Origin of the sequence: Candidatus Marithrix sp. Canyon 246 (assembly GCF_001723685.1) — a bacterium.
Taxonomy (GTDB): domain Bacteria; phylum Pseudomonadota; class Gammaproteobacteria; order Beggiatoales; family Beggiatoaceae; genus Marithrix.
This window is the reverse complement of record NZ_MCBX01000004.1, coordinates 95847-121986: the sequence shown is the minus strand read 5'-3', so window position 1 is coordinate 121986 and position 26140 is coordinate 95847. Positions and strand designations below refer to the sequence as shown.

Here is a 26140-nt window from a genome sequence, read left to right as displayed (position 1 = left end):
ATTTGTTACCTCAATTAACACGGCAAAATTTGGCAAACACCTTTTTTTGCCTACCATAGATACACATAACATATTTACGTTTGTGTCTTTTAATAAGCGTCATCATTAAACGAGCTTGTTTGCGCATCCCTCGTTCAACTGTTGCAAATATAACAGTTCGTCCTTTTTTTCGGAACTTTTTAGGTAATCTATACCAAGCAGCTAAGCCTACCTCAGCTATTGCATGTTGTACAAAAGGTACCCATGCTCCTAAAATATAGGCATTTTCTAATGCGGCTAAAAATTGTGCATCATATTGTCGCAATCGAAATTTTATAATGGCAATATTTGCCCATATATAAGCTGAAACTGGTTTTTGTTGAACTGCCTTTAAATAATAGTTCAATGTTTGTTGAAGAACTATTTTTTTCACAGCACCATAGCGATATAATTGATAGTACGCAGTACCCTGAGATTCTAATATTTCAGGATTATATGGCTCCAAATACCGTGCTTTAGCAAGCATGGTATGAATTGATTTCCAAGAATCTTGGCTTATTCTACCTTGCTTCTCCCATTGTTGCAAGTCATAATTAGCTTGTTTCACAAATAAATCAGCGAAACCCCATGAAACTGCAAAATAAATCAAGCATAAAATTATACCAATTAACCCAATAGCCATTATTTGACTTAATTTATCTAGTGATCTGTTCTGGTGTGTCATGTACTAATTTCCATGCTGCGGTTTCTCCAATAATTTCTGCCGCTGCCTTCCGCGCCTGTTCTAAATTGGGTGGACGATATTTTATATTATGAGCATCAGTAGCTATAACATCTACCAATTCATTTTCTAACATTTGTTGAGCGCATAATTGTTGCCTATGCCCAAAATTCCCTAATAAAGAACCAGCAGTTATTTGTAATAAGCAGCCAAGTTCAATGAACGGGTAAATTTTTTCTATATTAGCTACAATCTCAGCATTTCTTTCTGGATGGGCAATTATTGGGCGAATTTTTCGATTCATTAACCAACGCACCATTTTATCACTGCCCAATGGTATATGATTATAAGGCATTTCTAATAATAAAATATTATAGCCATCCAAACTACCTAAAAAAGGTATCTGATTATTTGTGATCATTAGCATTATTTCTGGACAAATTCTCACTTCCGCTGCCATTCCAATTTGAAGCGAAATATTATTGTCTTTTAATGCTTGTTGAAATTCGATGAAAGCAACGCGAATGCTATTAATATCATTATCAAAACGCCCCGGCTGAATATGTGGTGTAACAATAGATGTTTTGATGCCATTGGCACTAGCTATACGTGCCAGTGCCAGAGATTCTTTCATATTGCTAGCACCATCATCTATACTGGGTAACAAGTGGCAATGTAAATCAATCATTTTATTTAATAACTATAACCATATTTATAATATGGAGCATATTTTGCTAGCTTTTTGAAATCCACATTATTTAATACAATACTATGTACAGGTATCTCCATTTGATAAAAACGTTTCACGCCATCAATAACTAGTTGATAAGGCGTTTCATCTGCCTTAACAACATACAATACTTCAGTGGCTAGCTTAGCTAATACTAAGGCATCACTAACTTGTAAGCAAGGTGGACTATCAATAACAATATATGTATATTCTTCAGCTAATTCTGTCAACAATTCTTTAAACCGCAGAGATGAAAGCAATTCTAAGGGATTAGGCGGTATAACACCACTAGGAATAATATCAAGTCTTATTCCTTCTTCCTCTACATGATATAAACATTCTTCAAATTCTTTTCTTGTTGCTACTAATTCAGATAAGCCTGGACTTTTATTATTTAATCCAAATGCTTTAGCTATCCTTGGTTTACGCATATCAGCATCAATCAACAAAGTTTTTTCCATCTGCCCTAGCGCAAATGCTTGATTAATTGCAAAAGTTGTCTTACCTTCTGCTGCCACAGAAGAAGTTACCATTAATATCTTCTGCGGGCTATCAAGTGCTGATAACATAATACCAGTACGTGCCGTGCGAATTGATTCAGCAAATTCAGATTTAGAATCACTTAAAAACATCCATTGAATTTTCTTTAACTGGTTTCTTTTACTGAGCTTTAGTTTAGGTATAGCAGTTAATAAAGGCATTCCCAATTTTCGTTCAACATCTTCACGATTTTTGATCGTGTTATCAAGATACTCCAAGAAAAACGCCAACATTGTTGAAAACATAAAACCTAATACTAAGCTGATAATCACAAGACGTTTCTTGTTTGGCTTATAAGCTATAGCACTAACTAATGCTAAATCTATTATACGCCCCACTGTTTTCAGAGCTTGTATGTCTTGCGAGACATCGGTTTCCTTAAAGCGGGATAAAAATACATCATACAATTGAAGGTTGGCTTTAACTTCCCTTTCCAGTATCCCCAGTTGATATTCTTTACGGTTCAATTGTTGAATTTTTAATTCATTTTGTTTCAAAGAAGTTGTAAGAGCCTTAACATTGGCAATGGCGATTTCATATTCTTTGATAATTCCTCCTATTACCCGCTTAATTTGCATAGCAGTATTAGCTTTTGCTGTTTTCAGTTCAGTCTTAGCCGCGATAACTTTAGGATGTTTACGTCCATAACGCTGACTGAGTCTTGAAAGGTTTTTTTCTGCATCCAGTTCGGTGGTTTTTAGAGTTTGTACCAATTGATTCTCAAGAATCGTTGGAATAGATTCAAAAGCGTCTGTAGAACGCCCACGAAGCTTTCGTACTTGTTTGTATCTACTTTCAGCTTCTGTTAATCGCAGATTAGCTCTAACTAGATTAGTGGCAGTTTCTTCAATTTGTCTAGTTGCAATACCTTTAATACCTGTAACATTAATTAGCTGGTTACGTTCCATATAGTTTTGCATTTTTTGTTCAGACAGTCTCAGATTTTTACGCAAACCTTCTATACGTTTATTTAACCACGATGCAGCTTTATTAGTTATTGCTAATTTAGCATCAAGATCACTTTCAATATACAATTTAATCAAAGCATTAGGAACTTTGGCTGCTAATACTGCATCAGATGATTCAAAGCTAATATTAATTAATTGGCTATTACGCACAGGCATAACGCTTAACTGCCCCATTACAGCTTGAACTATATTTTTATGTTTATCTTCAACCGTGGCAATTTCTTTCTTAGGCTCCGGCAACCACGAACTGGGAAGCATTTTGCGCCAATTAAATCCTTGTGACTTTTGATTAAACACAGGATGATTTACTAAATTGAGATGATTTACTACTTTCTCAGTTAAAGTCCGAGATTTTAAAATTTCTAATTGACTTTGATAATATTCTTTTAAGAACGGATTAACTCCATAAATATCCTCAATAGAAGCTATGCTTTTCTGCTCAGATTCTATAAGCATCTGCGCCGTAGAACGATAAATAGGCTTTAATGAAAATGTGATTAATGCAGCCAATAAACCTATCAACAAAGTTAGCCCAAATATCTTCCATTTGTATTTATTGAAAGTATGCCAATAATTTTTGAAATCATCAGTTGTTTCATGTTCTTCGAGTTGAGCAGTTAGATATTTGTCATCATTTGCTACCAGTGCTTGCGAATCACCCTGTGTTTTCATACATTCTTCCTTATTGTTATTATAAAGATGCTTGGACTCTTATGAAAAATATGTTTTGATCAAAGTCATCAGTGTTATAGTTTGAATCTCGCTTATTAATATCTAAACCAGCACTGAACATGATATTTCTTGACCAGTTATAATTCATAGCAAGATTATAAGCTGTGAGATCATCTGCACGATCTATTTCCCTAACATCACCGTCAAAATTAATTTTTGCCATATAAAAGCCCACAGTGGAAGAAATACGTGGCATCCACACATGTTTTTCACTGATAGAAAAATCTTGGGTGATTAAAACATCACCTATACCAGTTGTATCATTAGTAAATTTACCAGTCGAAATGTCCACTGTTGAACGATTTGATGCTTTCCATTGCATTGCAATTTTCCAATTAGCACCAGAAAAATCATTACGTAGATCAGAATCAAAAGCTTTACTCAAATATCCTATTTGAGCACTACCACTTGTTTTAGCTGTAGCCTGCCATTTTGCACCCACCGATAATGTAGATATATCACTACTTTGTGTAGAACCAACAAATTGATAATCTATTATAGAATAAGCAGTCTCAACGAACACATTTATCTTAGGTAATATCTGGTAAAGAACCCTAGCCTTTAAAGCAGTGTCATTAAAATCATCTATTTTTTCAGCGAAACTAAAATCTTGGTAACGTTTGCTAATATGCCCTAATTCTGCTTCAACAGTATATTTTGAACCTAATTCGTAACTGAACTGACTCATCAAACGAGTTAAGCCCCATGTATTTGGAAGAGTACTATCACCACGGTCAGTAGTACCACGAGGATCATGTCCCATTAGGTAATCAGCATTTACAAAAAATTTAGCACGGCGTGTTAATTGCCACTCTGCTTCGCCCAAAAAGCTAATATCTTCATAGTTGTCATTAGAATTTGCAGTATAGCGTCCAACTTCAGTTCCCACAGTCAGTGCATAACCGCTGGAACGTTGCTTGCGCTCAAATTTTAATTGAGGAGTGAATACAGTAACAAACGAACTAACCTCATTTTCAGAAGCCCACGCTATATTGTCATCATGTTTAAATTGTACTCCAATTTCAGGAAACATCCTAATAGTACCACCAAATGGTATGCCTTTAGCTGCCAAGACTGTCTCTGAAAATAGCAATATTAATACTAATACTAATACTAATCTCATAAATTACCTCTTTTTTATTAAAATAAACTTTCTTTAATTGTGATAACATCACCGGGATAAACTGGTGTACTTAGCTTAACACGTTTAGCTTTTCCTGCTTGATCTTTTTCAGGTAAAATATAAATTTTACTCCACCGTGCTGAGCCATATTCAGTAAATCCACCAGCCATTGAAATAGCCTTTTCAACAGTAAGACCGGGGATAAAGTCATATCCTCCAGAATTTTTAACTTCACCATTTATAAATACTTTTTGATACTTCTTAACTGTAATAATATCTCCGGGTTTTACAGCCGAAAAAATACTGCTAAGTGTCTGAGTATGTTCATTTCCATGATGAGCAATAAAAAGTTGTCCACGTGCAGCTTTTTCGGTGAATCCACCAGCCATAGAAATAGCAGTTTTAATTGTTAGCCCCGGCAAATAAACATAATCACCGGGTTTTTCTACTTCGCCATCAACAAAGAATTTTTGATATTCTTGGATTGTAATAATATCCCCAGCTTTTACTTGTGTATAAAGATTGACAGCTATCTTGGTTTGTTCTTCTCCTTGATGGATAATATAAATTTCTTCACGTGATGATTTTTCTGTGAAACCACCAGCCATTGAGATGGCAGTTTTAACTGTAAGATTTCGTAAATAAGCATAACTACCGGGATTTTTAACTTCACCATCCACAAAGATTTTTTGATATTCTTTAATAGTTATAACATCTCCCGGCTTTACTGGTGCATAAAGATCGGTAATATATTGTGTATCTTCATTTCCTTGATGAGCAATAAAAATGGCGTTGTGATCAGCCTTTGCTGTCAAACCACCAGCCATTGAGATGGCAGTTTTAACTGTTAAATCCCGTAAATAATCATAAGCTGCTGGATTCTTAACTTCACCATCCACAAATATTTTTTGATATGGCTTAATTGTGATAATATCACCGGGTTTGACAGCTTCGTGAAGATCAACAATAGGATCTATCTGATCATTGCCTTGATAATCAAGTATAATTGCCTCACGATTTGCATTTGGTGTAAAGCCACCTGCCATTGATATAGCAGTTTTCACTGTCATATCTCGCATATAATTATAACCACCGGGATTTTTTACTTCACCATCAACGAAAAACTTTTGATATTCTTGGATCGTTATAATATCTCCGGGTTTAACCTGCGTATAAAGATTAACCAGTGATAGTGTTTGTTCATTACCTTGATGACCAATAAAAATTGCCCCGCGATCAGCCTTTTCTGTGAAACCACCAGCCATAGAAATAGCAGCATCAACAGTCTGACCAGGCAAATAATCATAACCACCGGGATTTTTTACCTCGCCACCTACAAAAAACTTTTGATATGCTTTGATGTTGATAATATCTCCGGGTTCAATATTCATATTAAGATCAACAAGATATTGTGTCTGTTCTTTTCCTTGATAAGAAAGAAGAATTGCTTCACGATCAGCCTTTTCGCTAAAACCACCAGCCATTGATATAGCGGTATCAATTGTTAAACCGGGCATATAATTATATGCACCAGAAGTTTTGACTTCGCCACCCACAAAAAATTTTTGATATTCTTTGATGGTGATAATATCTCCGGGTTCAAGATTCATATTTATATCAACAAGATACTGTGTATTTGGTGCCCCTTGATAGACAAGAAGAATTGTTTCACGATCAGCCTTCTCTGTGAAACCACCAGCCATTGATATAGCCTTTTTAACTGTAATACCATTCAAATACTCATAACCACTGGGATTTTTCACTTCGCCATCAACAAAGAATTTTTTATATTGCTTAACCATTATAATATCTCCCGGTTTGACAGGCATATTAAGGTTGGCAGCTATTTCACTTTTATTCTTAGGGATAATGACAATTTCATTACGAGAAGCTTTTTCTGTAAATCCACCCGCCATAGATATAGCCTTGCTAACGGTTAGACCATGTAAAAAATTATAACTACCAGCTTTTTTAACTTCGCCATCCACAAAGAACTTTTGATATTGCTTAATATTGATTATGTCTCCCGGTCCGATGTAAGTATCAAGCTTCGCAGGTAATGCTGTTGCAGCTTCATCCCCATCACGGATTATGAATATTTCATCTCGTGAAGCTCTTTCAGTAAAACCACCAGCTAAAGATATAGCTTTATTAACGGTCATGCCCGGCACAAAATCATAACCACCGGGCTTTTTGGTTTCACCATTGACAAATAATTGCCTATATTCTAAAATTGCAACAGTTACTTTGGGATCAATTAAATAGTCACCATCTAAACCTGATGATACAAGTTTTTCTACTTCGTTGACAGTTAAATCAGCAAGATCTAGTTCACCTAAAAATGGATAAGAAATTATACCTTCTTCACTCAAACGAACTTTCATACTAAGATCTTTTTCACTAAAAACCTTAATATCTATAAGATCACTCTTTCCTAGACGGTAGTTTGATAATATATCAGTTAAATTTAGCAGTGGTGCTGGATCCATAACTAATGAGTGTCGTTGTTGATATTGATCTCTAGTTATGCGTTTAACTGGCTTTTTATGACGTTTGACTAGCCTTTTATAAGGTTTCACTGATCTTTTATGACGTTTGACTAGTCTTTTATAAGATTTAACCGGCTTCTGTTTCTGAGGTTTAAACTTAAGTAACTTTTTCTGACGCTTAATTTTCTTACGCTTAAACTTAATCAGTTTTTTATGATGCTTTACCCGCTTTTTAACTATCAGTTTTTTAGGAAGAGGTGTAGAAAATTGCGGTTGTCTTATTTGACTTGGAACTTGCTCCTGTTTAGTAAAAATAATTGGAAATATTTCTTCTATGAAAGGCTGACGTTCGAGTATCGATTCCTTTTTATCTTTAGAAGCTTGTGCTTGTTTCTGTTTAGTAGTAGCAGTAACAATTTGTGGTTGATGAAATTGTGGTTGTCTTATTTGCGTAGCTGCTCGATCCCGTTCAAATCTGTTTGAATTTGATTCAATAGGCTCATAAGTTTCTGGCAAAGTATTATTATCCACTGACTCGGTTAATGTGGAACAACTGCTTATTAAAAATAAAAGCAATACTAATGACAAAGTGTAATGTTTCATAAATTATTTTTATAATGTTTTAGAATGATCATTAAAGTTTTAAGCAATAAACATTCCGTTTATTATAAAATAAGTATATTATATAAAATATATATGTGTGTGATTTTGCAATAAAGAAGTTAGGATTAGTTCATAACAGCTTCATAAACTATATTTTATAGCGAAAATTATGAAGGTGCCAAGTATACATCGGCATTTTTGTTTATTTAATTAATTTACCAGACTTACAATAAATTTTTGTATATTGATTTTAAATCATCTATTTTGGTAGAATCAAAATTTTAAGAGTTTTAATTCAATTTTATTGTTCATAATACTAGTTTTTCAGTTGAGTTTTAGCTTCAGCAAACAACCAATTTAAACAATTAAATAATTTCTGCAAATTCTCTAATGCAGAATAGCTAATAACATCCATTGTCAAAATCTGGTTTTTTAAGCTAGCAAATTGCCAAATATTACCTGTGGTAACTATACCAAAAATTGTCATTGACTCATTTTGATTAAAATTTTGTGCTGCAATCATTTCAGACAAAGCTTGCGCCCAACCTTCATTAAAGTTCTCTTTCTTTGCCTCGGCTACACAAATAACTGGCTTGTTAAAAGTTGTACCAATAGGAGAAGCGGGCGCAATCAGAAAGTCAGGAATACCGATCAATCCGACTTTTTCATCCACATCAAAACGCATATGCGACCATACAGGCAAATCATTGGCATTGGCAACCAAATTTAAAATAGGCGAAATCATGGTTTCACAAATCGCGCTTTCACTTACATAATTACGACGAAGTTGCAAATTTCAGCGCGACTTCTTCATAAGTTTTGAATGTTCCATAGGACATAATTAATGAAAAGATTGAAAATAGTTATGAATGTGCAACATCAGTTAATAAAAACTTTAATTGGTACGTTAAAAAAATTTGCAAATTTTTTTGCCTGATCTTTACTTATGTTACGTGTTCCCTTAATAATTTCGTGTATATCACCGCTAATATTAACTAATTCACTTGGTTTTATGTTGTGATTTTTCATGAGCATAGAAAGCATTTCATGACTTTCTACTTTGGGTAGTTCTAAATATTTTTCTTCGTATTCTTCAATACGATCTGCAATCATATTACCAAAGATAAAATACATATCATTATCACTAGTTGATAAATCTAGTATTTCATCCATTTGTTCAGCACGTTCTAATATTTCTTCCTCAGACTGTATTGGTGTTTGTGTAAGCTTCATTAAGTAATTAAAATCTGAAACATAGTTTTTAATTGTTTCATCAAATGATTTAAATAAATCAAAACATACTAGTATATTTTTTGTCCTTGTTTGTTTATTAAGATTCATTATATTTTCCTTATTTAATATTTAATTTACACCATTTATCGTATTTTTGATGTGAACCAACAAATCGTATAAAAATTCTATGATTGGTTGGATGTATTCTAGTTACTATTCTACAGTTAGTACCATGCACATCAAAAATATATAAATCAATATCACTCCCAAAAGTTTTATCTGTAACATTTCGTGCTGGAACACGATCAACATTCCATCCACTACTTTCTTTCCATAGTGTTTTTATTTGCTCAAAAGATTCAAAATTTATATTTTTTTGTTTAAAAGTTTCCATCCATAGTTTTAATCCTGTTTTCCATTGTGGATAGAGAAGCATGGTATTTTTGATTCTTTTTTGGGTAATGATTCTCAAAATTGTACTTCCTTATTTAACTATAAGAGGATATAAAGAAAGGATTAAGAATAGTGAAGGATGGTGCCGGTGAAGAGATTTGAACTCCCGACCTACTATTTACGAAACAGTTGCTCTACCAACTGAGCTACACCGGCATTTTTGTCTATTTTACTATATTTGTAATTCTGGTACAATCTGTTTCACGCCTTTTATAATATTTTGTTGATTATAATCATTACAATCTTCAGTTAATTGTCTTAAATTAGTCATTACAATTTCGATATCATTATGACGATGAGCCGCTAATAAAATTTTAGGATGATTAGTAGCAGCTAGTTTTTCATCAGTATAAAACAATTCTTCATGTAATTTTTCACCGGGGCGTAAACCAGTATAAATAATCTTAATATCTTGCTCAGGTATCTTTCCTGAAAGACGCACCATTTGTTCTGCCAAATAACTAATTTTTATAGGCTTTCCCATATCTAATACAAAAATTTCGCCACCTTGACCCATCGCGCTGGCTTGCAAGATTAATTGACAAGCTTCCGGTATAGTCATAAAATAACGATTAATTTCAGGATGAGTAACCGTAACTGGACCACCTTTTGCGATTTGTTGCTTAAATAAAGGCACAACACTACCTGCTGATCCTAAAACATTGCCAAAACGCACCGTAATAAAACTAGTATTACTATTTTCATTCATAGTTTGACACAAAATTTCAGCAGCGCGTTTAGTAGCACCCATTATATTTGTTGGATTTACCGCCTTATCAGTTGAAACCATTACAAAAGTTTTACAAGCATATTCAACTGCCGCTTCAACTAAAGCTTGTGTACCTAAAATATTATTACGAACCGCCTCTCTAGCTTGCGATTGTAACATCGGAACATGCTTATAAGCCGCTGCATGAAAAATCACTTCAGGTTTATACTTCGCTAAAATATGCCTTATTGCCACTGAATCTACAATATCGCCTAAATGAGCATATAAAACTAAATCAGGAAATTCTTCACGTAATTGCAGTTCGATTTTATAGAGATTATATTCACAGCGTTCAAAAATAATTAAAGCTGTAGGATTTAATCCTGCGACTTGTTGGCATAATTCGCTACCAATTGAACCACCACCGCCGCTTATCATAACTACTTTTTTATGTAAACCCAAACTAATAATATTCCAATCTAACTTAATTTTAGCACGCCCCAATAAGTCATCAATTGCAATATCATGTAAAGCACCGAAATTGACCTGTCTATTCACCAATTGATCCAGCTTAGGCAAAGTCATTACAGGAAGTTCACAACCTTTACACAAATCAACTACACGACGCATTTGCTCATCACTGGCTGATGGCATAGCAATGATGATCAAATCAATTTGCATAGTTTCAATAGTTTCAACTAATTGATCGAAATTACCCAACACAGGAACACCCTGAACATTACCACCATGCAAACGGGAATTATCATCTAAAAAAGCTAGCGGCATATACTCATTACCACGAATACGCAGCATATCACGCACTAGCATATCTCCCGAAGTACCAGCTCCTAAAATTAATACTCGTTTAGGATGAGCTTGATCAGTTAATAAAAAATTAAAAGAATGTTCATTCAAGACACGAAATATTAACCGAGGCAATCCGAGAAAAATAATTAATAGAAAAGGATAAAACAGTAAAGAAGAACGTGGAATTAATGCCAAACGATTAAATAATACTAAGACTAAAGCAATGCTAAGACTACCAATAAAAGCAGCACGTAAAATAGAAAGTAAATCTGGCAGACTGGCAAATCGCCAAATTCCTCTATACAAACCACCTTGCCATAAAACCAAACTTTGTACTATAATTACAATAGGTAAAGCTTGCCACAGCGTAGCTTCTACATCTGGAAATAATGGCCATTCATAACGAATTAAAATAGCTAATGTCCATGCAATACCGACCATAAGAATATCATGTAATATAATAGGCAAGCGATTATAAATCAAAGACATATTCTTATAATAATAATTTTTTAAAGGTTTTGAAAATCAAAGTTATATCTAATAACAAACTCTGTTGTTTGACATATTGTTGATGATAAGCCAGTTTAATAGGTAAAATTTTTTCTATATAATCAAATTCAGGTTGCTGTGAATTACCTAAAATTTCATTTTCATTATGGAATTCAATAGAAGCATAATCTGTAATGCCAACCGGCACTGATAATACATAATCTTTAATAATATCTGGATAATGAGCGACATATTCAGCTACTTCTGGACGTGGACCAACTAAGCTCATTTCCCCTTTTAGCACATTAATTAACTGTGGTAATTCATCTAATTTAGAACGGCGTAAGAATTTCCCACAGCGTGTAATACGTACATCCTGCCCCACAGTTAATTTTAGTTCAGATAAGGCAGGGTGCATAGTTCTAAACTTGATGATCTTAAAAGATTTACCAAACTGACCCACACGTTCTTGCAAAAAAAATACCGATCCTCTACTACCTAATTTTATCCAGATTGCAATGATTAAAAACAAAGGGCTTAACAATATCAAACCGGGTATTACACAGCAAACATCAAAAATACGTTTACTGTTCATTTTAAAATAGTTCTAACTTGCGTAATAACTCTATCAACATCATCATCGCTCATACAGGGATAAATCGGCAGACTGACAGCACGATTATAAACATCTAAAGCTACAGGAAAATCTTCTGCTTTTAAATCATAACGATCACGCCAATAAGTTTGTAAATGCAATGGAATAAAATGGACACTAGTGCCAATACCCGCAGCCGCCATACGTTCAATAAAAGTATTACGATCTATTGTTGCTAAATCTAACTGTATAACATATAAATGCCAAGCATGACTACTATAATCAGCTTGATAAGGGATAGTCAATGGCAGATCGTTTAAATTATTTGTGTATAAATTAGCAATTTCAGCGCGTCGTTGTTGAAAAGACTCAGCTTTTTGTAACTGATGAATTCCTAAAGCCGCCGCCATATCAGTCATATTATACTTAAATCCCGGAGCCACAACATCATAATGCCACGAAGAATTACGATCAAATACATCTCGACTCATACCATGTAAACGTAAAATACTCATACGTTCAGCATATTCTGGATTTGCTGTTGCTATCATACCACCCTCACCAGTAGCCAAAGTCTTGGTGACATAAAAGCTATAAACAGTAATATCACCCAAGCTACCTACCATACGCCCCTTATAAAGCGTAGGTAAAGCATGAGCGGCATCTTCAACAACTTTAACTGAAAACTCAGCCGCTGACTCTAAAATTGGATCCATATCACAAGCCTGCCCTGCAAAATGCACAGGAATAATAGCTTTGACACCATCAACAATATCAAGAGTAGCCGCTAATTGATAAGGATCAATATTAAAAGTTTGAGGATCAATATCAACAAAAACTGGATCTGCACCTAAATAACGTATAACTTCCGCTGTTGCGGTAAAAGTATAAGGACTAGTAATAACCTTATCACCAGCTTGAATCCCAATAGCCTCAAGAGCTAAATGCAAACCAGCAGTACAGGAATTAACAGCTAAAGCATGATCAACCCCGACAAATTGAGCAAAATCATTCTGAAACCGCTTAGTTTTTGGACCAGTTGTCAACCAACCAGATTTTAAAGTATCTACTACTTCATTAATTTCTTCTTCACCGATACACGGCAATGCGAATGGAAGAAAATTATCATTCACCTTTTAACTCCATTTGTTGCAACCAATTAGTAACCACATCAGACCATTGTAAATGCTTTTCTATATAAGTTCTGCCATTTTTACCTAATTGTATTGCATAATCAGGGCTATTAATTAAATCTCGTACCGCTTCAGCTAAAGCTTGATGATTTCCCGGTTTAACCACAATACCTGCTTTTGCTTTAGTGACTAATTCTTTACCTTCGCCGCTGCCACTATATAATACTGGTTTACCACAAGCCATAACTGCTAATGCTTTTGCTGGGCGAGCGCATTTTAGTAATGGAGAATCTATAATTGTCGAAATCCCAGCTAAACTTAAACCATACAAACGCACAATAAATTCAGGCGTTTTAGGTTCCCAAAACAAGACATTTTTTAATCCCATTTGTTTAGACATTTCTTGTAAACGGCTTTTTTCAGAACCACCACCAACACATAAGAATAACACATTAGTATCAGACAATAATTTAGCGGCATCTAAAATCACCTCCATACCATGTGCATATCCATGCGTACCTGTATATAAAATCAACTGCTTATCAGCATCTAAACCTAATTCTGCGCGAAAAGCAGCATCAGGTGCTTGTGGTTTAAACCACTGAATATCAATTCCGTTTGGTAACAATAAAACTTTTTCTGCGGCTACTTGTTTTTCCTTAATCAGAATTTGACGTAAACCTTCAGTTACAATGGTAATATAACTAGCTTTACGATACAAAAAAGCTTCTAATTTATAAGCTTGCCGCAACATAAAACCATCACGCATTAAACCCAAATCTCGCACCGAATCAGGCCATAAATCTGCTACATTAAATATAAAAGGTACTCGCCAAGCTTTAGCAGCCAAATAAGCCGTAATACCTAAAAATAATGGTGGAGACTCAACAAACAAATAATCAGGCTTTTTAGCTTTACGTAATCCAATAAACGCGCTAAGCATAAAAGAAAAATAATTCAACAAACGCTTAATACCTGCACCACTAGCGGCATACATCCAGACACGATGCACTAATACGCCTTCCCAGACATCTGCCTTATAAAAACATCCCTTATATTCTGGAAATATTTTACCGTGAGGATAATTTGGTAAAGCGGTTACTACTTCGACTGTATGCCCTAAACGTAACAATTCACGGATCATAGCAGCCATTCTTACTTGAGGTGCGCCAGTTTCAGGTGGGAAATATTGAGTTAATATTAAAAATCGCATTTATCTACTACCATTAAAAAATGCGCACATAACAATTCCTCTTCAGGTAGATAACGAAATTCTTCATCTAAATCACTACGAATCAACATCTTTTTCTTTAAATGATGTTGTCGTCGTTCTAAAAATCGTATAGATAAACCATAACGCTCTGCCAAGGATAAATAAGCAATTGGGCGCAAACGATTTTGATAATGTAAACCACAATTACCAATACGCTCCCAGATCTCATCATCGTAACGCAAAAAATTTAATGGAGTAATTGAAGGATCACTAGAAGCATAATCATCATAAGGCATAAGATTATGTGCAATCCAACCACCGGGCTTTAAAATTCTGGCACTTTCTTGAAAAATTTTCTCTAAAATAGGTTTAGGAATATAACTTATACAAGAATTACTATAAATCATATCCACCGAATCAGCTTGCCACTTAGTTTTCCTAAAATCAAAAGGAGCATGGTACTCAATACCATATTCCTTCCAATGTTTTTGCCACGGCTTACCATGTGGATGTAAGCCAGCCCAACGAGTTAAAAGTTGATTGGCAGGTATCTCAGCAAGATCAGCAATCTCATTCGCATGAGCAATCAAATAATCAAGTGTCTGCTCAACATATGACTGTTTTATATGTTTAACAATATCAGTCATTACAATGCTTTTAGCCCCCATACCATAAAATAATGCAGGTAATAAAGGATGCCAACCAGCACCAATTTCAACCAAATCCTTACCCTTAACTGACTTACCAGCTTGAGCAAGCATATAACTCATTTCTACAATACTATAATGACGACGTGCCAAATCAAAATTTCGATTTAAACCAACAGTTGCCCGTACAGTATCAAACAAACGATTACCAAATGGAAATAAACTAAATAGTTTATAAGCTAAAGCTCTGCGCCGCCATTTTGGTAGCATAATTAACTAGTTCCCCTACTACGTAATTTTTCCCATAACCAGATTCGTTCCATACGACGACGTTCTTTATTAGATAAAATAGGTGCCGCAACGGGGCTACGGGAATCAAGTAATTCATTTACAGGTAGAAATTGCCCATCGGGTAAAGCGGCAATTTCTCGTAATATTTTTTCTACAGCTGGTAATACTTTACCATTTTGGACAAACCCCATGCCAAAATGAGCATAAACAATACAAACTCCAGCTTGTGCCACTAATTTACTTATATTTTTTGGTGATAACAAAGCTATAAACCGTTCTGGCGTACCACCATCACAAGAAGAAAACCAACGTGGTACATAAGGTCTATAGGGATCCCTATAAGGCAAACTTGGATTAACTTCAGTTAAATCAATTTGTTGAACAAAAGTAAAATTGCGGGAATAACGGATCGTTTGTTGACAAATATCTCCCCAAAAATAAGGACTATCTGGATTTTCTCCTTCATAATGCCATTGTTTCAGTTTTTGATTTAAACCAACTATAGCACGTAACAAAGGCGAATTAAAACGCGCTGTTGCCCAATAAAGATTATCCCTATTTCTGGAATGATTAATATGAGTACTAGGCAATTTAGCTAAAACCTTATCAAACTGCTCCAAGCCTTGTATAGTTCTAGCACGAATATTAGAACCGGCTGAAGCACCATGAAAAGCGATTTCAAATCCGTCATCCTGTAAGGACTTTACCCATGCTGCATAATCTTTATCCTGTAAAGTTGCAGACATGACATATGGATTATTAGCTTCTTCACAACGTAATGACCACACTGTTTTTGTTATTCTCATATTTAGAGAAGCTAACAAATCATAAATTGGTTTGACGTTATCTAATGTTGCACCATCTGTATCATCAACAATAGTGAAGCTAAACTTAGACATTATTAATATTTATATTTAAAATTCAATGAAACTACATCACCTTGATTAAGCTTATCATCAGTAGCATCATTATTATTTATTAAATAATGAGCCGATAAACTAAATTTAGAATCTAAATAATAATTTAAACCCAAAGTAGTATTTTTATTTTGTTGCAGCTTATTATTATTAATATTATCTATTTGATTCAAACGAGCAACTACTTCCAGCGCACCTTTTTTAGAAAAAGGCTTAAATTTTTCTAAAAATTTACCAGATCTATATGAAGGAGACTCACCAGTTAAAAAATAACTCGCCCGCAAATAATAACCATTATTAATGGAATTAATCATTCCATTATTAATTTGTGAATTTACAGAACTATTCATATATTCTGATTGAAATAATAACGATCCAAAAGCTACCGCTGCTTCCAAATTTAAAAAATTTTGATTACCATTATCACGAACCGAATAAGCCATACCTAAATGCAATAAGCGACCTTTCTGTTTAAATGGCGTATAAGTAACACGACTAGTTACAGAATAATTACTAGGATTAGCCTTACCTGTATAAATGCCACTCATAAGGTTTACTTTACCATTATTACGAGAAAACATTAAACCATATCTTTTAGAAGGTTTTAAAATATCTTTAATAATAGAAGGCTCAACATTAGGGCTATTTTTGTGAAACTTGCTCAATAATTCTAAGCTCAAAGGTTCATCAATTTTACCAATAGTAACATTCATAGCATTTCGAGTTTTATATTTTAGATAAACTTCTTTGAATTGTTTCTCAGTTCTAACCTTGTCAGGATCTAGTTTAAGTTTACCTTTCCAATGTTTGCTCAACGCACCTTTTAAGTCAAAATTTGTGGTTTTGGCATAAGTGGGATATGAAATAATCAAAGCATTTAAACAAATTACTACAAATAACGTTTTTCTTAAAATCATCTACTACCTGTTCCTTATAAATAATCATTAATTATATACTAAGATAGATGCTTCAAATCTAATTTATATTTTATGGGTTATAAACATAAATTATTGAAGTATCTATCCTTTTTTTATAAAGCTAGATATATGCCAAAACGAATAGATAATGATATAATAATATTTTTATTAATTAACCTAAAAGTAACTAGTGATAACTAAACTACGTAATATCGCCATCATTGCTCATGTTGATCACGGCAAAACTACCCTTGTTGATCAACTTTTACAACAATCAGGAACATTAGAAAATCGCAATAATAAATTAGAAAGGGTCATGGATTCTAATGAATTAGAAAAAGAACGTGGAATTACCATACTTTCTAAAAATACCGCTGTTCGTTGGAAAGACTATCGAATTAATATTGTTGATACCCCCGGACATGCTGACTTTGGAGGAGAAGTTGAGCGCGTACTTTCAATGGTAGATTCCGTATTATTGCTAGTTGACGCAGTAGAAGGACCGATGCCACAAACTCGCTTTGTTACCGAAAAAGCCTTAAATCGTGGTTTATGCCCAGTGGTGGTAATTAATAAAATCGACCGTGATGGCGCACGTCCAGATTGGGTATTAGACCAAACCTTTGAATTATTTGATAATTTAGGTGCTGATGATGCACAATTAGATTTTCCAGTAATTTATGCTTCAGCAATCAATGGCTATGCCAGCGAAGATAGCGGTGTGCGTGACGGCAATATGGAAACCCTATTTGAAGCCATTATTAAACATGTACCAATTCCTGATGTTGATCCTGATGAACCGTTTCAATTACAAGTATCTGCCTTAGATTATTCTAGTTATGTTGGTCTTATTGGGATTGGACGGATTAGTCGTGGCAGAATTAAAACTAATTCTCCAATTACTATTCTTGATACTGAAGGTAAACAACGTCAAGCTAGAATATTACAGATTTTAGGATTTCATGGTTTAGAACGAGTAGAAATGGAACAAGCTAATGCTGGTGATATTATTGCTTTTACCGGTATAGATAAATTAAATATCTCAGATACTCTCTGCGATCCAGAACATGTAGAGGCTTTACCAGCTTTAACAGTTGATGAACCTACAGTTAGTATGACTTTCCAAGTTAATACTTCACCGTTTGCTGGCAAAGAAGGTAAATATGTTACTTCACGCCAAATTCGTGAACGTTTAGAACGTGAATTATTACACAACGTTGCTTTGCGCGTTGAATATATGGATGATCCTGATAAATTTTTAATTTCAGGGCGTGGTGAATTACATCTAGGAATTTTAATTGAAAATATGCGCCGTGAAGGCTATGAACTAGCCGTCTCCCGTCCTCAAGTTATTATAAAAGAGATTGATGGCGAACAATGCGAACCTTATGAAAACCTGACTGTAGATGTAGAACAAAGTCATCAAGGTACAGTAATGGAAAAATTAGGAGAACGTAAAGCCGAATTAACTAATATGCAACCAGATGACAAAGGGCGAGTAAGACTTGATTTTACTATACCGGCTCGTGGTTTAATTGGCTTTCGTACCGAGTTTTTAACCGCTACATCTGGAACTGGCTTACTATACCATGTTTTTGATCGTTACGCGCCAGTCAAAGAAGGTACTATTGGACAACGTAATAACGGAGTTTTAATAGCTAATGGACAAGGTAAAACTTTAGGTTATGCTCTATTTAATTTACAAAATAGAGGACGTTTATTTATAGATCCGGGTACAGAAGTATATGAAGGTATGATAATTGGACTTCATTCACGTGACAATGATTTAATTGTTAATCCACTGAAGGCTAAACAATTAACCAATATTCGTGCTGCTGGCACCGATGAAAATATTTTACTAACACCACCTATCAGAATGAGCTTAGAACAAGCTATTGAATTTATTGATGATGGCGAACTAGTAGAAATAACACCAAAAAGCATTAGGTTGCGTAAACAGTTTCTAAAAGAACACGAACGCAAACGAGCATCACGGTCTGCATAGCAACTGCTTAAATCATTATCTTCTGGCGACAGACCTGACAGGTTTTTAAAACCTGTCAGGTCTTTAGGCCAATGATGACCAAGCAATATCCAAATCTTTAGCCGCCTTAACATCATCCAAGCGTCGAACTGGCAAGGTATAAGGTGCCTGCTTCAAAGTCTCGATATTTTCATTAGCTTCTTGTTGAATTTCAGCTAAAGCATTGATAAAGTCATCTAAAGTTTGTTTATCTTCAGTTTCTGTCGGTTCAATCAATAAGCATTCTGGTATCAATAATGGAAAATATGTCGTTGGTGCATGAAAGCCTTTATCTAACAAGCGTTTGGCAAAGTCCATTGCTGTAACTCCTTGTTCTTTAGCTTGACGTTTTAGTGTCAAAATAAATTCATGAGTTGCACGACGCTTTGGAAATGCCATGTCAAATCCAGCTTTTGCTAATTGGTTTTGTAAATAATTAGCATTTAAAGTAGCAAATTCTGCTACTCTTTTCATGCCTTCACGCCCCAATAAACGCGCATAAATATAAGCACGCAATAACACTCCAATATTGCCTGCATATGCTAATAAACGTCCTATCGTGTCAGGAATATCTGTTTCTGTAAGCCACTTATAATGTTCTCCATCATAAGCAACTAGGGGTACTGGCAAGTAAGGTAATAAACGCTCATTAACTCCAATTGGTCCAGCACCCGGCCCACCTCCACCATGTGGCGTAGAAAATGTCTTATGCAAATTAATATGAATTACATCAAAACCCATATCTCCGGGGCGGACTTTACTTAAAATAGCGTTCAAATTCGCGCCATCATAATATAATAAGCCACCAGCCTCATGCACACATTTTGCTATCTCACTGATTTGTTGTTCAAACACGCCTAATGTTGATGGGTTTGTCAACATAATTCCTGCTGTTTTTGGACCAACTGCCTTTTTTAAGGCTTCAAGATCAACATTACCATCAGCATCAGTTGGAATTTCACGTATTTTATAGCCACACATCACCGCAGAAGCTGGATTAGTTCCATGTGCCGCATTTGGTACTAGCATTTCTGTACGCTCAGTATCTCCACGTTTCTCATGATAAGCACGTATCATAGATACACCAGCAAATTCTCCTTGAGAACCAGCCGCTGGTGCTAAAGAAATAGCCTTCATACCAGTTACTTCTTTCAGAATTTCTTGCAAATCATACAAGCAAGCCAATAATCCTTGACTTACTGAACTTGGATGCATTGACAAAAAACCGGGTAACATCGCCAAGGTATTACAGGCACGAGGATTATATTTCATCGTGCAAGAACCTAATGGATAGTAATGAGTATCAATAGAAAAATTTTTCTGTGATAAGCGGGTATAATGACGCACAACTTGCATTTCTGAAGCTTCAGGCAAAGTTGCGCGTTTTTTACGTAAAAACTTAGCTGGAATATCTTTTATTTCTCTACGCTTAGCAGGATATTGTGAACTGGCTGAACGCCCTGTATATTCAAAAATTAACATGTTTCAAAATCACCAAATTGCATTAAACGCTGATAACGTTGTTCTACCAACTCATCAACAGGTATTTTTTCTAATTCCGCTAAAGTTTGTTCTAAAACATTACTTAAATTTTTACCCATCATTTTAACGTCACGATGGGCACCACCCAAAGGCTCAGGAATAATAATATCTATTAAATCTAATTCCTTTAAGCTGTTTGAAGTAATCTTCATAGCTTCAGCGGCTTCAGAAGCCTTATCAGCACTTTTCCATAAAATAGAAGCGCAGCCTTCAGGAGAAATGACAGAATAAGTACTATACTCTAACATACAGATTCTATCACCTACGCCAATTCCTAAAGCACCACCAGATCCACCTTCTCCTATCACTGTGCAAATAATAGGAGTTTTCAAATCAGCCATTGTATATAAATTACGCGCAATAGCCTCACTTTGCCCGCGTTCTTCTGCATCAACACCGGGATAAGCTCCCGGAGTATCAATAAAAGTCAAAATAGGCAATTTAAAACGTTCAGCCATCTTCATAAGTCGTAACGCTTTACGATAACCTTCTGGTCTAGGCATACCAAAGTTACGCTCTATTTTTTCCTTAGTATCGCGACCTTTTTGTTGACCAATAATCATTACCGGACGATCATTAAACCGCGCCAAACCACCAATCATTGCCTGATCATCGCCAAAAACACGATCACCGTGTAATTGCTCAAAATCAGTAAACATCATATCAATATAATTGAGAGTATAAGGTCGTTGAGGATGGCGTGATAGTTGAGAAATTTGCCAATCAGTTAAAGAAGAAAAAATTGAACGTGTCAGTTCTTTACACTTTTCTTGTAATTTAATTATTTCTTCATTAATATTAAGATTGCTATCTTTACCTACATGATGTAGTTCATCAATCTTAGCGTCTAATTCTGCAATTGGTTGTTCAAATTCAAGAAAATTAAGATTCATCAAATTCTGGTTTTAATTGACGTGAAAGTAAAGCTTGTACAGCTTCATGGGGAGAAGAAAATCCTTGTAAAACATTATCTACTTGTTCTACAATCGGCATTTCAATTTCTAACTGTTTTGCTAAAGCTCTAACTTCACGAGTTGCCCATACACCTTCAACGATTTGTCCTATATCAGTTTGAGCCTGATTTATATCCTTACCTTGTGCTAAAGCATAACCAAAACGACGATTACGCGATTGATCATCAGTACAAGTTAAGACTAAATCACCCAAACCAGCTAAACCCATAAAAGTATCGGTTTTTCCACCTAAAGCTAAACCACAACGCATAATTTCTCTTAAACCGCGTGTAATTAAAGCTGTACGAGTATTAGCACCAAAACCTAAACCATCAGCAATACCAGCGGCAATTGCGATAATATTTTTCAGCGCACCACCGATTTGTACACCAATAATATCACTACTAGTATAAGGGCGAAAACTCTGATTATGGAATAATTTAACTAACTCTTGAGCATAATCAAGATTAGATGAAGCAATTGTGACAGCAGTTGGTAAACCAGCTACGACTTCATCAGCAAATGATGGACCAGATAAAACTGCTAAGGCTTGTTTAGCACCTAATTCTTGTTCAGCAACTTGGTGTAATAATAAGCCGCTGTTATTTTCTAATCCTTTAGTTGCCCAACAAATACGGTGCTTAGCTGTGAGATAGGGTTTAAGACGTTTCAGTGTTTCACGAAAGGCATGACTAGGTACGACGATCAAAATATCTTTGACTTCAGAGATACAATCTTCAATCAGATTTGGTGTTTCAAGACTCCAAAGCCAAACATTATGACCATTACGTTGTAAAACTAAACTGAGTGCAGTGCCCCATGAGCCTGCACCCATTACTAAAATATTTTGTTTCTCCATTACTAATGGAGAGTTGTAGGCTGATCAGATTGTTTCTGCTGTTGTTCAGCATATAAAGCTTCAAAATTAATTGGTGCCAATAATAGCGGCTGAAATCCACCCTTTGTAACTATGCTAGAAATCATCTCTCTAGCATAAGGATATAAAATGGTTGGACAATATGTATTCAACATATGTTTCAATTGATCTTCAGCAAATCCACTAACAACAAAAATTCCTGCCTGATGAACTTCTACAAGAAAAGCTGTTTTTTCTTCACTTTTAACAGTTACAGTAATATTTAATACTATATCAAATACCTTTTCTTCTAACTGTTTAATATCATTTGATATTTCATACTCCATTTTTGGTTTCCAATCTTCCATAAAAATTTCTGGAGAATTAGGAGCTTCAAAAGAAATATCCTTAACATAAATATTTTGTATGCCAAACTCTTCTTGTTGCATATTATTTCTTACCTTTTTTCAGGGGTAAATTCGCATTTTGCCATGCCGTAACACCGCCTTTTAAATTAAAAACTTTTTCAAAGCCATGTTTTTTTAATGTACGACAAGCACTACTAGAACGATTACCACTCATACAATTAGCGATGATGGGGCGATTACGATATTTTTCTAAACTACGAAGTTTAGTAGCCAAATCGTTTAAAGGAATATGTATGGAATTAATAATATGTCCATTTACATATTCATTATCTTGACGAACATCAAGGATAATAGCATTGTCATGGTTAATTAATAAGGTAGCTTCTTGTGGTAATAAAGACTTGATACCACTAATTGACTCACCTAAAAAAGACCATACTAATAAACCTAGAATAACACTAAATGCCACCACTAAACCGGGATGATTACCGGCAAATTCCACAAATTGTTCCATAAATACTACTATTATTTATAACCTAATTTTTTCAGGATCATAGCCAATGGGCAAAAACCTGTAAAACCACTTTGAAATAAATTAAAACCAACAAATGCAGTAAACCATAACCAATTAGGATTGTGATAATGGCTTAAAGTTAATGATAATAAAATAAAAAAACCAGCAACAATAACTACAATGCGTTCAATTGTCATAAAAAACCTCAGTTAATATAAGCTAACAGTTTTGGGTATTATCAAGCTTTGATTCAAGCATCATCCACAGAAAGTAGAACAAAATACTTCGCGCATCATACTAATTAAACGTAAAGTACGTACATCACTGACATGATAATAGACGCGATTAGCATCTTTACGTGATCCTAAAATACCTTTATCACGCAAAATTGCCAAATGCTGAGAAATATTACTTTGTGAAGTGCCTACCTTATCAACAATATCTTGAACACTGTATTCATTCTCACCCAAAACACATAAAATCTTTAAACGTAATGGATGAGACATAGCCTTCATTGAACGTGCAGCTCGTTCAATATCATCATCATGAGCCATTAGGGTTAGATTTGAATACGCGCTTGACATTGATTTCATGTCAAACTCACTAAAATTTGCAGTTATCATAATTATAAATCCGGTTTATTACATTATATTATAATTTATTTTAACAGCATTTGAGAATATATCAAACTACTTTCATAAAAAAAATTAATTTGTTATACTTGAAAAAATTTAATGTTAGCAGAGAAAAAATTATTCATGTATAAACTTGTTTTATTAAGACACGGTGAAAGTGTGTGGAATCAAGAAAACCGTTTCACTGGTTGGACAGATGTAGATTTAACAGAAAAAGGAAAAATAGAAGCTTTAAATGCAGGCAAGTTATTAAAAAAAGACTATACATTTGATATAGCTTATACTTCAGTTTTGAAAAGAGCTATTAGAACTCTTTGGATTGCCTTAGATGAAATGGATGCTATGTGGATTCCAGTTGATCGTGATTGGCGTTTAAATGAAAGACACTATGGTAATCTTCAAGGCTTAAATAAACTTGAAACCGCTAACAAATATGGTAGTGATCAGGTTAAAATTTGGAGACGCAGTTATGATGAATTACCGCCTGCACTTGATAGATCTGATGAACGTTATCCCGGGCATGATCCACGATATCACAATCTTAGCAAGCAACAATTACCAGTAGTTGAAAATTTAAAAATGACTGCTGATCGTGTTTTAGAGTTGTGGCATGAAAGTATAGCACCAAACATTAAAGATGGCAAAAGAATTATTATTGCAGCGCATGGAAATAGTTTGCGAGCTTTAGTACAATATTTAGATAATATATCGAAGGAAGATATGATAAATTTAAATATTCCTACAGGAGTTCCTTTAGTTTATGAATTAGATAAAGACTTAATTCCTATTAAAAGTCAATATTTAGGTGATAATGAGGATATTGAAAAAGCTATGCAAGCAGTTGCAAATCAAGGCAAAGCTAAGTAATCAACTAATATTTGTATTGATATTAATGGTAGTTTCAACATCTACCATGTCTAATGAACAAATCCGTGAATTAGAATTACGCATCAAACAACTTAAAGCGCAAATGTATAATGCTCGTAGTCAATATGGGAGATTGCAACAGAAGTTAAAGCAGAAAGAAGAACAAATAGGTGATATTGCAAATCGTATTCACACATTACAAAACGCGCTGACAAACAAACAAAGAACCTTATATAAGTTAAAAAAACAAGAAAATCAAATACAAAGAAAATTACAAGCAAAACGCAAAGTTTTAGCAAAACAAATAACTGCCGCTTATGTAATGGGAAGGCAAGATTATTTGAAATTATGGTTAAATCAAGAAGATGTTTTTACTGTTGGTAGAATGTTGACTTATTATGAATATTTAAATCGTACTAAAAGTAATCAAATTCAGACAATTAAAATTTCTTTAGAAAATTTAATCACACTTAAAGATACAATTAAGTTAAAAAAAGCTGATATTAATAATGTTATTAATACACAGATTAAGAAAAAACAAGCATTAATATTCAATTATCAACAACGTAAAAAAATTTTAGCGCAACTAGCTAATACGCTTGAAAATCAAAGCACAGAGCTAAAGCGTTTACAAGAAAATAAACGCCATTTAGAGACCTTATTATCTACCTTAGATACAGTACCTAAAACTGATAATTTACCCGGTTTAAAAGGTAAATTCGCACCACCAGTAAAAGGGCGAATCTTAAAACGATTTGGCGATAAATTAGTTGCTGGTTTAAAATGGCAAGGTATGTTGATTGCAGCACCATTAGGAAATAAGATTCGAGTTATTGCACCCGGGCAAGTAATATTTGCTCAATGGTTTCGCAATTTTGGTTTATTAATTATAATTGATCATGGTCAATCTTATATGAGTTTATATGCTCATAATCAAAGTCTATATGTTAAAATGGGTGATTGGGTACAAGCTAATGATATTATTGCAACTGTAGGTAATAGTGGTGGTAATAAAATATCTGGCTTATATTTTGAAATTCGTTATCAAGCTAAACCTCAAGCACCACGTAATTGGTTACATTAATTAATATAA

25 protein-coding genes and 1 tRNA gene are annotated in these 26140 nt (G+C 34.4%); 3 read left to right on the top strand and 23 right to left on the bottom strand.

From position 1 onward, the window contains the following. Positions 1-10 precede the first annotated feature (10 nt). The 16 genes from BHU68_RS04245 to BHU68_RS04170 all read right to left on the bottom strand — a co-directional run bounded on the left by BHU68_RS04245 (position 11) and on the right by BHU68_RS04170 (position 17289). The gene (locus tag BHU68_RS04245; RefSeq protein ID WP_069470429.1) at positions 11-703 is read right to left on the bottom strand and encodes a hypothetical protein; all 693 of its coding nucleotides are present in this window, start codon (positions 701-703) and stop codon (positions 11-13) included. Further along, positions 675-1388 carry a tyrosine-protein phosphatase gene (locus tag BHU68_RS04240; protein WP_069470430.1) on the bottom strand — a complete coding sequence of 238 codons (714 nt, stop codon included), beginning with the start codon at positions 1386-1388 and terminating at the stop codon, positions 675-677. The genes BHU68_RS04245 and BHU68_RS04240 overlap by 29 nt, the downstream gene beginning before the upstream one ends. Positions 1389-1393: 5 nt before the next feature. Beyond that, complete coding sequence (locus BHU68_RS04235) at positions 1394-3610, bottom strand: GumC family protein (protein ID WP_083234107.1); 2217 nt, start codon at positions 3608-3610, stop codon at positions 1394-1396. 19 nt (positions 3611-3629) lie between these two features. Then, positions 3630-4793 (bottom strand): outer membrane beta-barrel protein, encoded by a 1164-nt coding sequence (locus BHU68_RS04230; RefSeq protein ID WP_069470431.1) that lies wholly within the window; start codon positions 4791-4793, stop codon positions 3630-3632. Positions 4794-4810: 17 nt separating this feature from the next. Then, positions 4811-7885: an SLBB domain-containing protein gene (locus tag BHU68_RS04225; protein WP_083234106.1), complete on the bottom strand. Its 3075-nt coding sequence runs from the start codon at positions 7883-7885 to the stop codon at positions 4811-4813. A gap of 316 nt (positions 7886-8201) precedes the next feature. Beyond that, positions 8202-8678, bottom strand: coding sequence for a hypothetical protein (locus BHU68_RS04220; RefSeq protein WP_069470433.1), 477 nt, complete (start codon positions 8676-8678; stop codon positions 8202-8204). Between the two features lie 86 nt (positions 8679-8764). Beyond that, entirely contained in the window at positions 8765-9226 is a 462-nt protein-coding gene (locus BHU68_RS04215; protein ID WP_069470434.1) for a helix-turn-helix domain-containing protein, read from the bottom strand. 10 nt (positions 9227-9236) lie between these two features. Beyond that, a complete protein-coding gene (locus tag BHU68_RS04210; protein ID WP_069470435.1) occupies positions 9237-9590 on the bottom strand; it encodes a type II toxin-antitoxin system HigB family toxin in 354 nt (117 codons plus the stop codon). A 61-nt stretch (positions 9591-9651) separates the two neighbouring features. Beyond that, positions 9652-9727, bottom strand: a tRNA-Thr gene (locus tag BHU68_RS04205). Between the two features lie 16 nt (positions 9728-9743). After that, on the bottom strand, positions 9744-11576 hold the full coding sequence (locus tag BHU68_RS04200; protein WP_069470436.1) for a polysaccharide biosynthesis protein: 1833 nt from the start codon (positions 11574-11576) through the stop codon (positions 9744-9746). A 4-nt stretch (positions 11577-11580) separates the two neighbouring features. Then, the gene (locus tag BHU68_RS04195; protein ID WP_069470437.1) at positions 11581-12171 is read right to left on the bottom strand and encodes a sugar transferase; all 591 of its coding nucleotides are present in this window, start codon (positions 12169-12171) and stop codon (positions 11581-11583) included. Continuing rightward, entirely contained in the window at positions 12168-13304 is a 1137-nt protein-coding gene (locus BHU68_RS04190; protein ID WP_069470438.1) for a DegT/DnrJ/EryC1/StrS family aminotransferase, read from the bottom strand. Before BHU68_RS04190 ends, BHU68_RS04195 begins: the two co-directional genes overlap by 4 nt. After that, positions 13297-14517: a glycosyltransferase family 4 protein gene (locus BHU68_RS04185; RefSeq protein ID WP_069470439.1), complete on the bottom strand. Its 1221-nt coding sequence runs from the start codon at positions 14515-14517 to the stop codon at positions 13297-13299. Before BHU68_RS04185 ends, BHU68_RS04190 begins: the two co-directional genes overlap by 8 nt. Further along, positions 14505-15434 carry a class I SAM-dependent methyltransferase gene (locus BHU68_RS04180; RefSeq protein ID WP_069470440.1) on the bottom strand — a complete coding sequence of 310 codons (930 nt, stop codon included), beginning with the start codon at positions 15432-15434 and terminating at the stop codon, positions 14505-14507. Before BHU68_RS04180 ends, BHU68_RS04185 begins: the two co-directional genes overlap by 13 nt. Positions 15435-15436: 2 nt before the next feature. Continuing rightward, positions 15437-16354, bottom strand: coding sequence for a hypothetical protein (locus BHU68_RS04175; RefSeq protein WP_069470441.1), 918 nt, complete (start codon positions 16352-16354; stop codon positions 15437-15439). 2 nt (positions 16355-16356) lie between these two features. Beyond that, entirely contained in the window at positions 16357-17289 is a 933-nt protein-coding gene (locus BHU68_RS04170; protein WP_069470442.1) for a porin, read from the bottom strand. 190 nt (positions 17290-17479) lie between these two features. Between BHU68_RS04170 and typA the strand changes: the two genes are divergently transcribed. Next, complete coding sequence (gene typA / locus BHU68_RS04165; RefSeq protein WP_069470443.1) at positions 17480-19294, top strand: translational GTPase TypA; 1815 nt, start codon at positions 17480-17482, stop codon at positions 19292-19294. 63 nt (positions 19295-19357) lie between these two features. Here the strand turns inward: typA and gcvPB are convergent, their stop codons facing one another. Genes gcvPB through BHU68_RS04130 form a run of 7 tightly spaced genes read right to left on the bottom strand, consistent with a single transcriptional unit; the run spans position 19358 to position 24129 of the window. After that, positions 19358-20794 (bottom strand): aminomethyl-transferring glycine dehydrogenase subunit GcvPB, encoded by a 1437-nt coding sequence (gene gcvPB / locus BHU68_RS04160; protein ID WP_069470444.1) that lies wholly within the window; start codon positions 20792-20794, stop codon positions 19358-19360. Beyond that, on the bottom strand, positions 20788-21747 hold the full coding sequence (locus BHU68_RS04155) for an acetyl-CoA carboxylase carboxyltransferase subunit alpha (RefSeq protein WP_069470445.1): 960 nt from the start codon (positions 21745-21747) through the stop codon (positions 20788-20790). Before BHU68_RS04155 ends, gcvPB begins: the two co-directional genes overlap by 7 nt. Then, positions 21737-22666 (bottom strand): NAD(P)H-dependent glycerol-3-phosphate dehydrogenase, encoded by a 930-nt coding sequence (locus tag BHU68_RS04150; RefSeq protein WP_069470446.1) that lies wholly within the window; start codon positions 22664-22666, stop codon positions 21737-21739. Before BHU68_RS04150 ends, BHU68_RS04155 begins: the two co-directional genes overlap by 11 nt. Positions 22667-22668: 2 nt before the next feature. After that, entirely contained in the window at positions 22669-23112 is a 444-nt protein-coding gene (gene secB / locus BHU68_RS04145) for a protein-export chaperone SecB (protein ID WP_069470447.1), read from the bottom strand. Position 23113: 1 nt separating this feature from the next. Further along, on the bottom strand, positions 23114-23545 hold the full coding sequence (locus BHU68_RS04140) for a rhodanese-like domain-containing protein (RefSeq protein ID WP_069470448.1): 432 nt from the start codon (positions 23543-23545) through the stop codon (positions 23114-23116). Between the two features lie 11 nt (positions 23546-23556). Continuing rightward, complete coding sequence (locus BHU68_RS04135) at positions 23557-23742, bottom strand: YgaP family membrane protein (RefSeq protein WP_069470449.1); 186 nt, start codon at positions 23740-23742, stop codon at positions 23557-23559. Between the two features lie 60 nt (positions 23743-23802). Then, positions 23803-24129 (bottom strand): ArsR/SmtB family transcription factor, encoded by a 327-nt coding sequence (locus tag BHU68_RS04130; protein WP_069470479.1) that lies wholly within the window; start codon positions 24127-24129, stop codon positions 23803-23805. Between the two features lie 174 nt (positions 24130-24303). Here BHU68_RS04130 and gpmA point away from each other — a divergent pair, with 174 nt between their 5' ends. Next, positions 24304-25047, top strand: a complete 744-nt coding sequence (gene gpmA, locus BHU68_RS04125) for a 2,3-diphosphoglycerate-dependent phosphoglycerate mutase (RefSeq protein WP_069470480.1) — start codon at positions 24304-24306, stop codon at positions 25045-25047. Positions 25048-25072: 25 nt separating this feature from the next. Then, positions 25073-26131: a murein hydrolase activator EnvC family protein gene (locus tag BHU68_RS04120; protein ID WP_171899514.1), complete on the top strand. Its 1059-nt coding sequence runs from the start codon at positions 25073-25075 to the stop codon at positions 26129-26131. Positions 26132-26140: the final 9 nt, after the last annotated feature.

Coding starts and splice junctions, on each gene's coding strand:
- BHU68_RS04235 (WP_083234107.1), bottom strand. CDS start 3,610: ATGAAAACACAGGGTGATTCGCAAGCACTGGTAGCAAATGATGACAAA.
- secB (WP_069470447.1), bottom strand. CDS start 23,112: ATGCAACAAGAAGAGTTTGGCATACAAAATATTTATGTTAAGGATATT.
- BHU68_RS04230 (WP_069470431.1), bottom strand. CDS start 4,793: ATGAGATTAGTATTAGTATTAGTATTAATATTGCTATTTTCAGAGACA.
- BHU68_RS04150 (WP_069470446.1), bottom strand. CDS start 22,666: ATGGAGAAACAAAATATTTTAGTAATGGGTGCAGGCTCATGGGGCACT.
- BHU68_RS04135 (WP_069470449.1), bottom strand. CDS start 23,742: ATGACAATTGAACGCATTGTAGTTATTGTTGCTGGTTTTTTTATTTTA.
- BHU68_RS04130 (WP_069470479.1), bottom strand. CDS start 24,129: ATGTCAAGCGCGTATTCAAATCTAACCCTAATGGCTCATGATGATGAT.
- BHU68_RS04185 (WP_069470439.1), bottom strand. CDS start 14,517: ATGCGATTTTTAATATTAACTCAATATTTCCCACCTGAAACTGGCGCA.
- BHU68_RS04155 (WP_069470445.1), bottom strand. CDS start 21,747: ATGAATCTTAATTTTCTTGAATTTGAACAACCAATTGCAGAATTAGAC.
- BHU68_RS04240 (WP_069470430.1), bottom strand. CDS start 1,388: ATGATTGATTTACATTGCCACTTGTTACCCAGTATAGATGATGGTGCT.
- BHU68_RS04140 (WP_069470448.1), bottom strand. CDS start 23,545: ATGGAACAATTTGTGGAATTTGCCGGTAATCATCCCGGTTTAGTGGTG.
- BHU68_RS04180 (WP_069470440.1), bottom strand. CDS start 15,434: ATGCTACCAAAATGGCGGCGCAGAGCTTTAGCTTATAAACTATTTAGT.
- BHU68_RS04170 (WP_069470442.1), bottom strand. CDS start 17,289: ATGATTTTAAGAAAAACGTTATTTGTAGTAATTTGTTTAAATGCTTTG.
- BHU68_RS04245 (WP_069470429.1), bottom strand. CDS start 703: ATGACACACCAGAACAGATCACTAGATAAATTAAGTCAAATAATGGCT.
- BHU68_RS04200 (WP_069470436.1), bottom strand. CDS start 11,576: ATGTCTTTGATTTATAATCGCTTGCCTATTATATTACATGATATTCTT.
- BHU68_RS04175 (WP_069470441.1), bottom strand. CDS start 16,354: ATGTCTAAGTTTAGCTTCACTATTGTTGATGATACAGATGGTGCAACA.
- gcvPB (WP_069470444.1), bottom strand. CDS start 20,794: ATGTTAATTTTTGAATATACAGGGCGTTCAGCCAGTTCACAATATCCT.
- BHU68_RS04120 (WP_171899514.1), top strand. CDS start 25,073: ATGGTAGTTTCAACATCTACCATGTCTAATGAACAAATCCGTGAATTA.
- gpmA (WP_069470480.1), top strand. CDS start 24,304: ATGTATAAACTTGTTTTATTAAGACACGGTGAAAGTGTGTGGAATCAA.
- BHU68_RS04215 (WP_069470434.1), bottom strand. CDS start 9,226: ATGAATCTTAATAAACAAACAAGGACAAAAAATATACTAGTATGTTTT.
- BHU68_RS04225 (WP_083234106.1), bottom strand. CDS start 7,885: ATGAAACATTACACTTTGTCATTAGTATTGCTTTTATTTTTAATAAGC.
- BHU68_RS04195 (WP_069470437.1), bottom strand. CDS start 12,171: ATGAACAGTAAACGTATTTTTGATGTTTGCTGTGTAATACCCGGTTTG.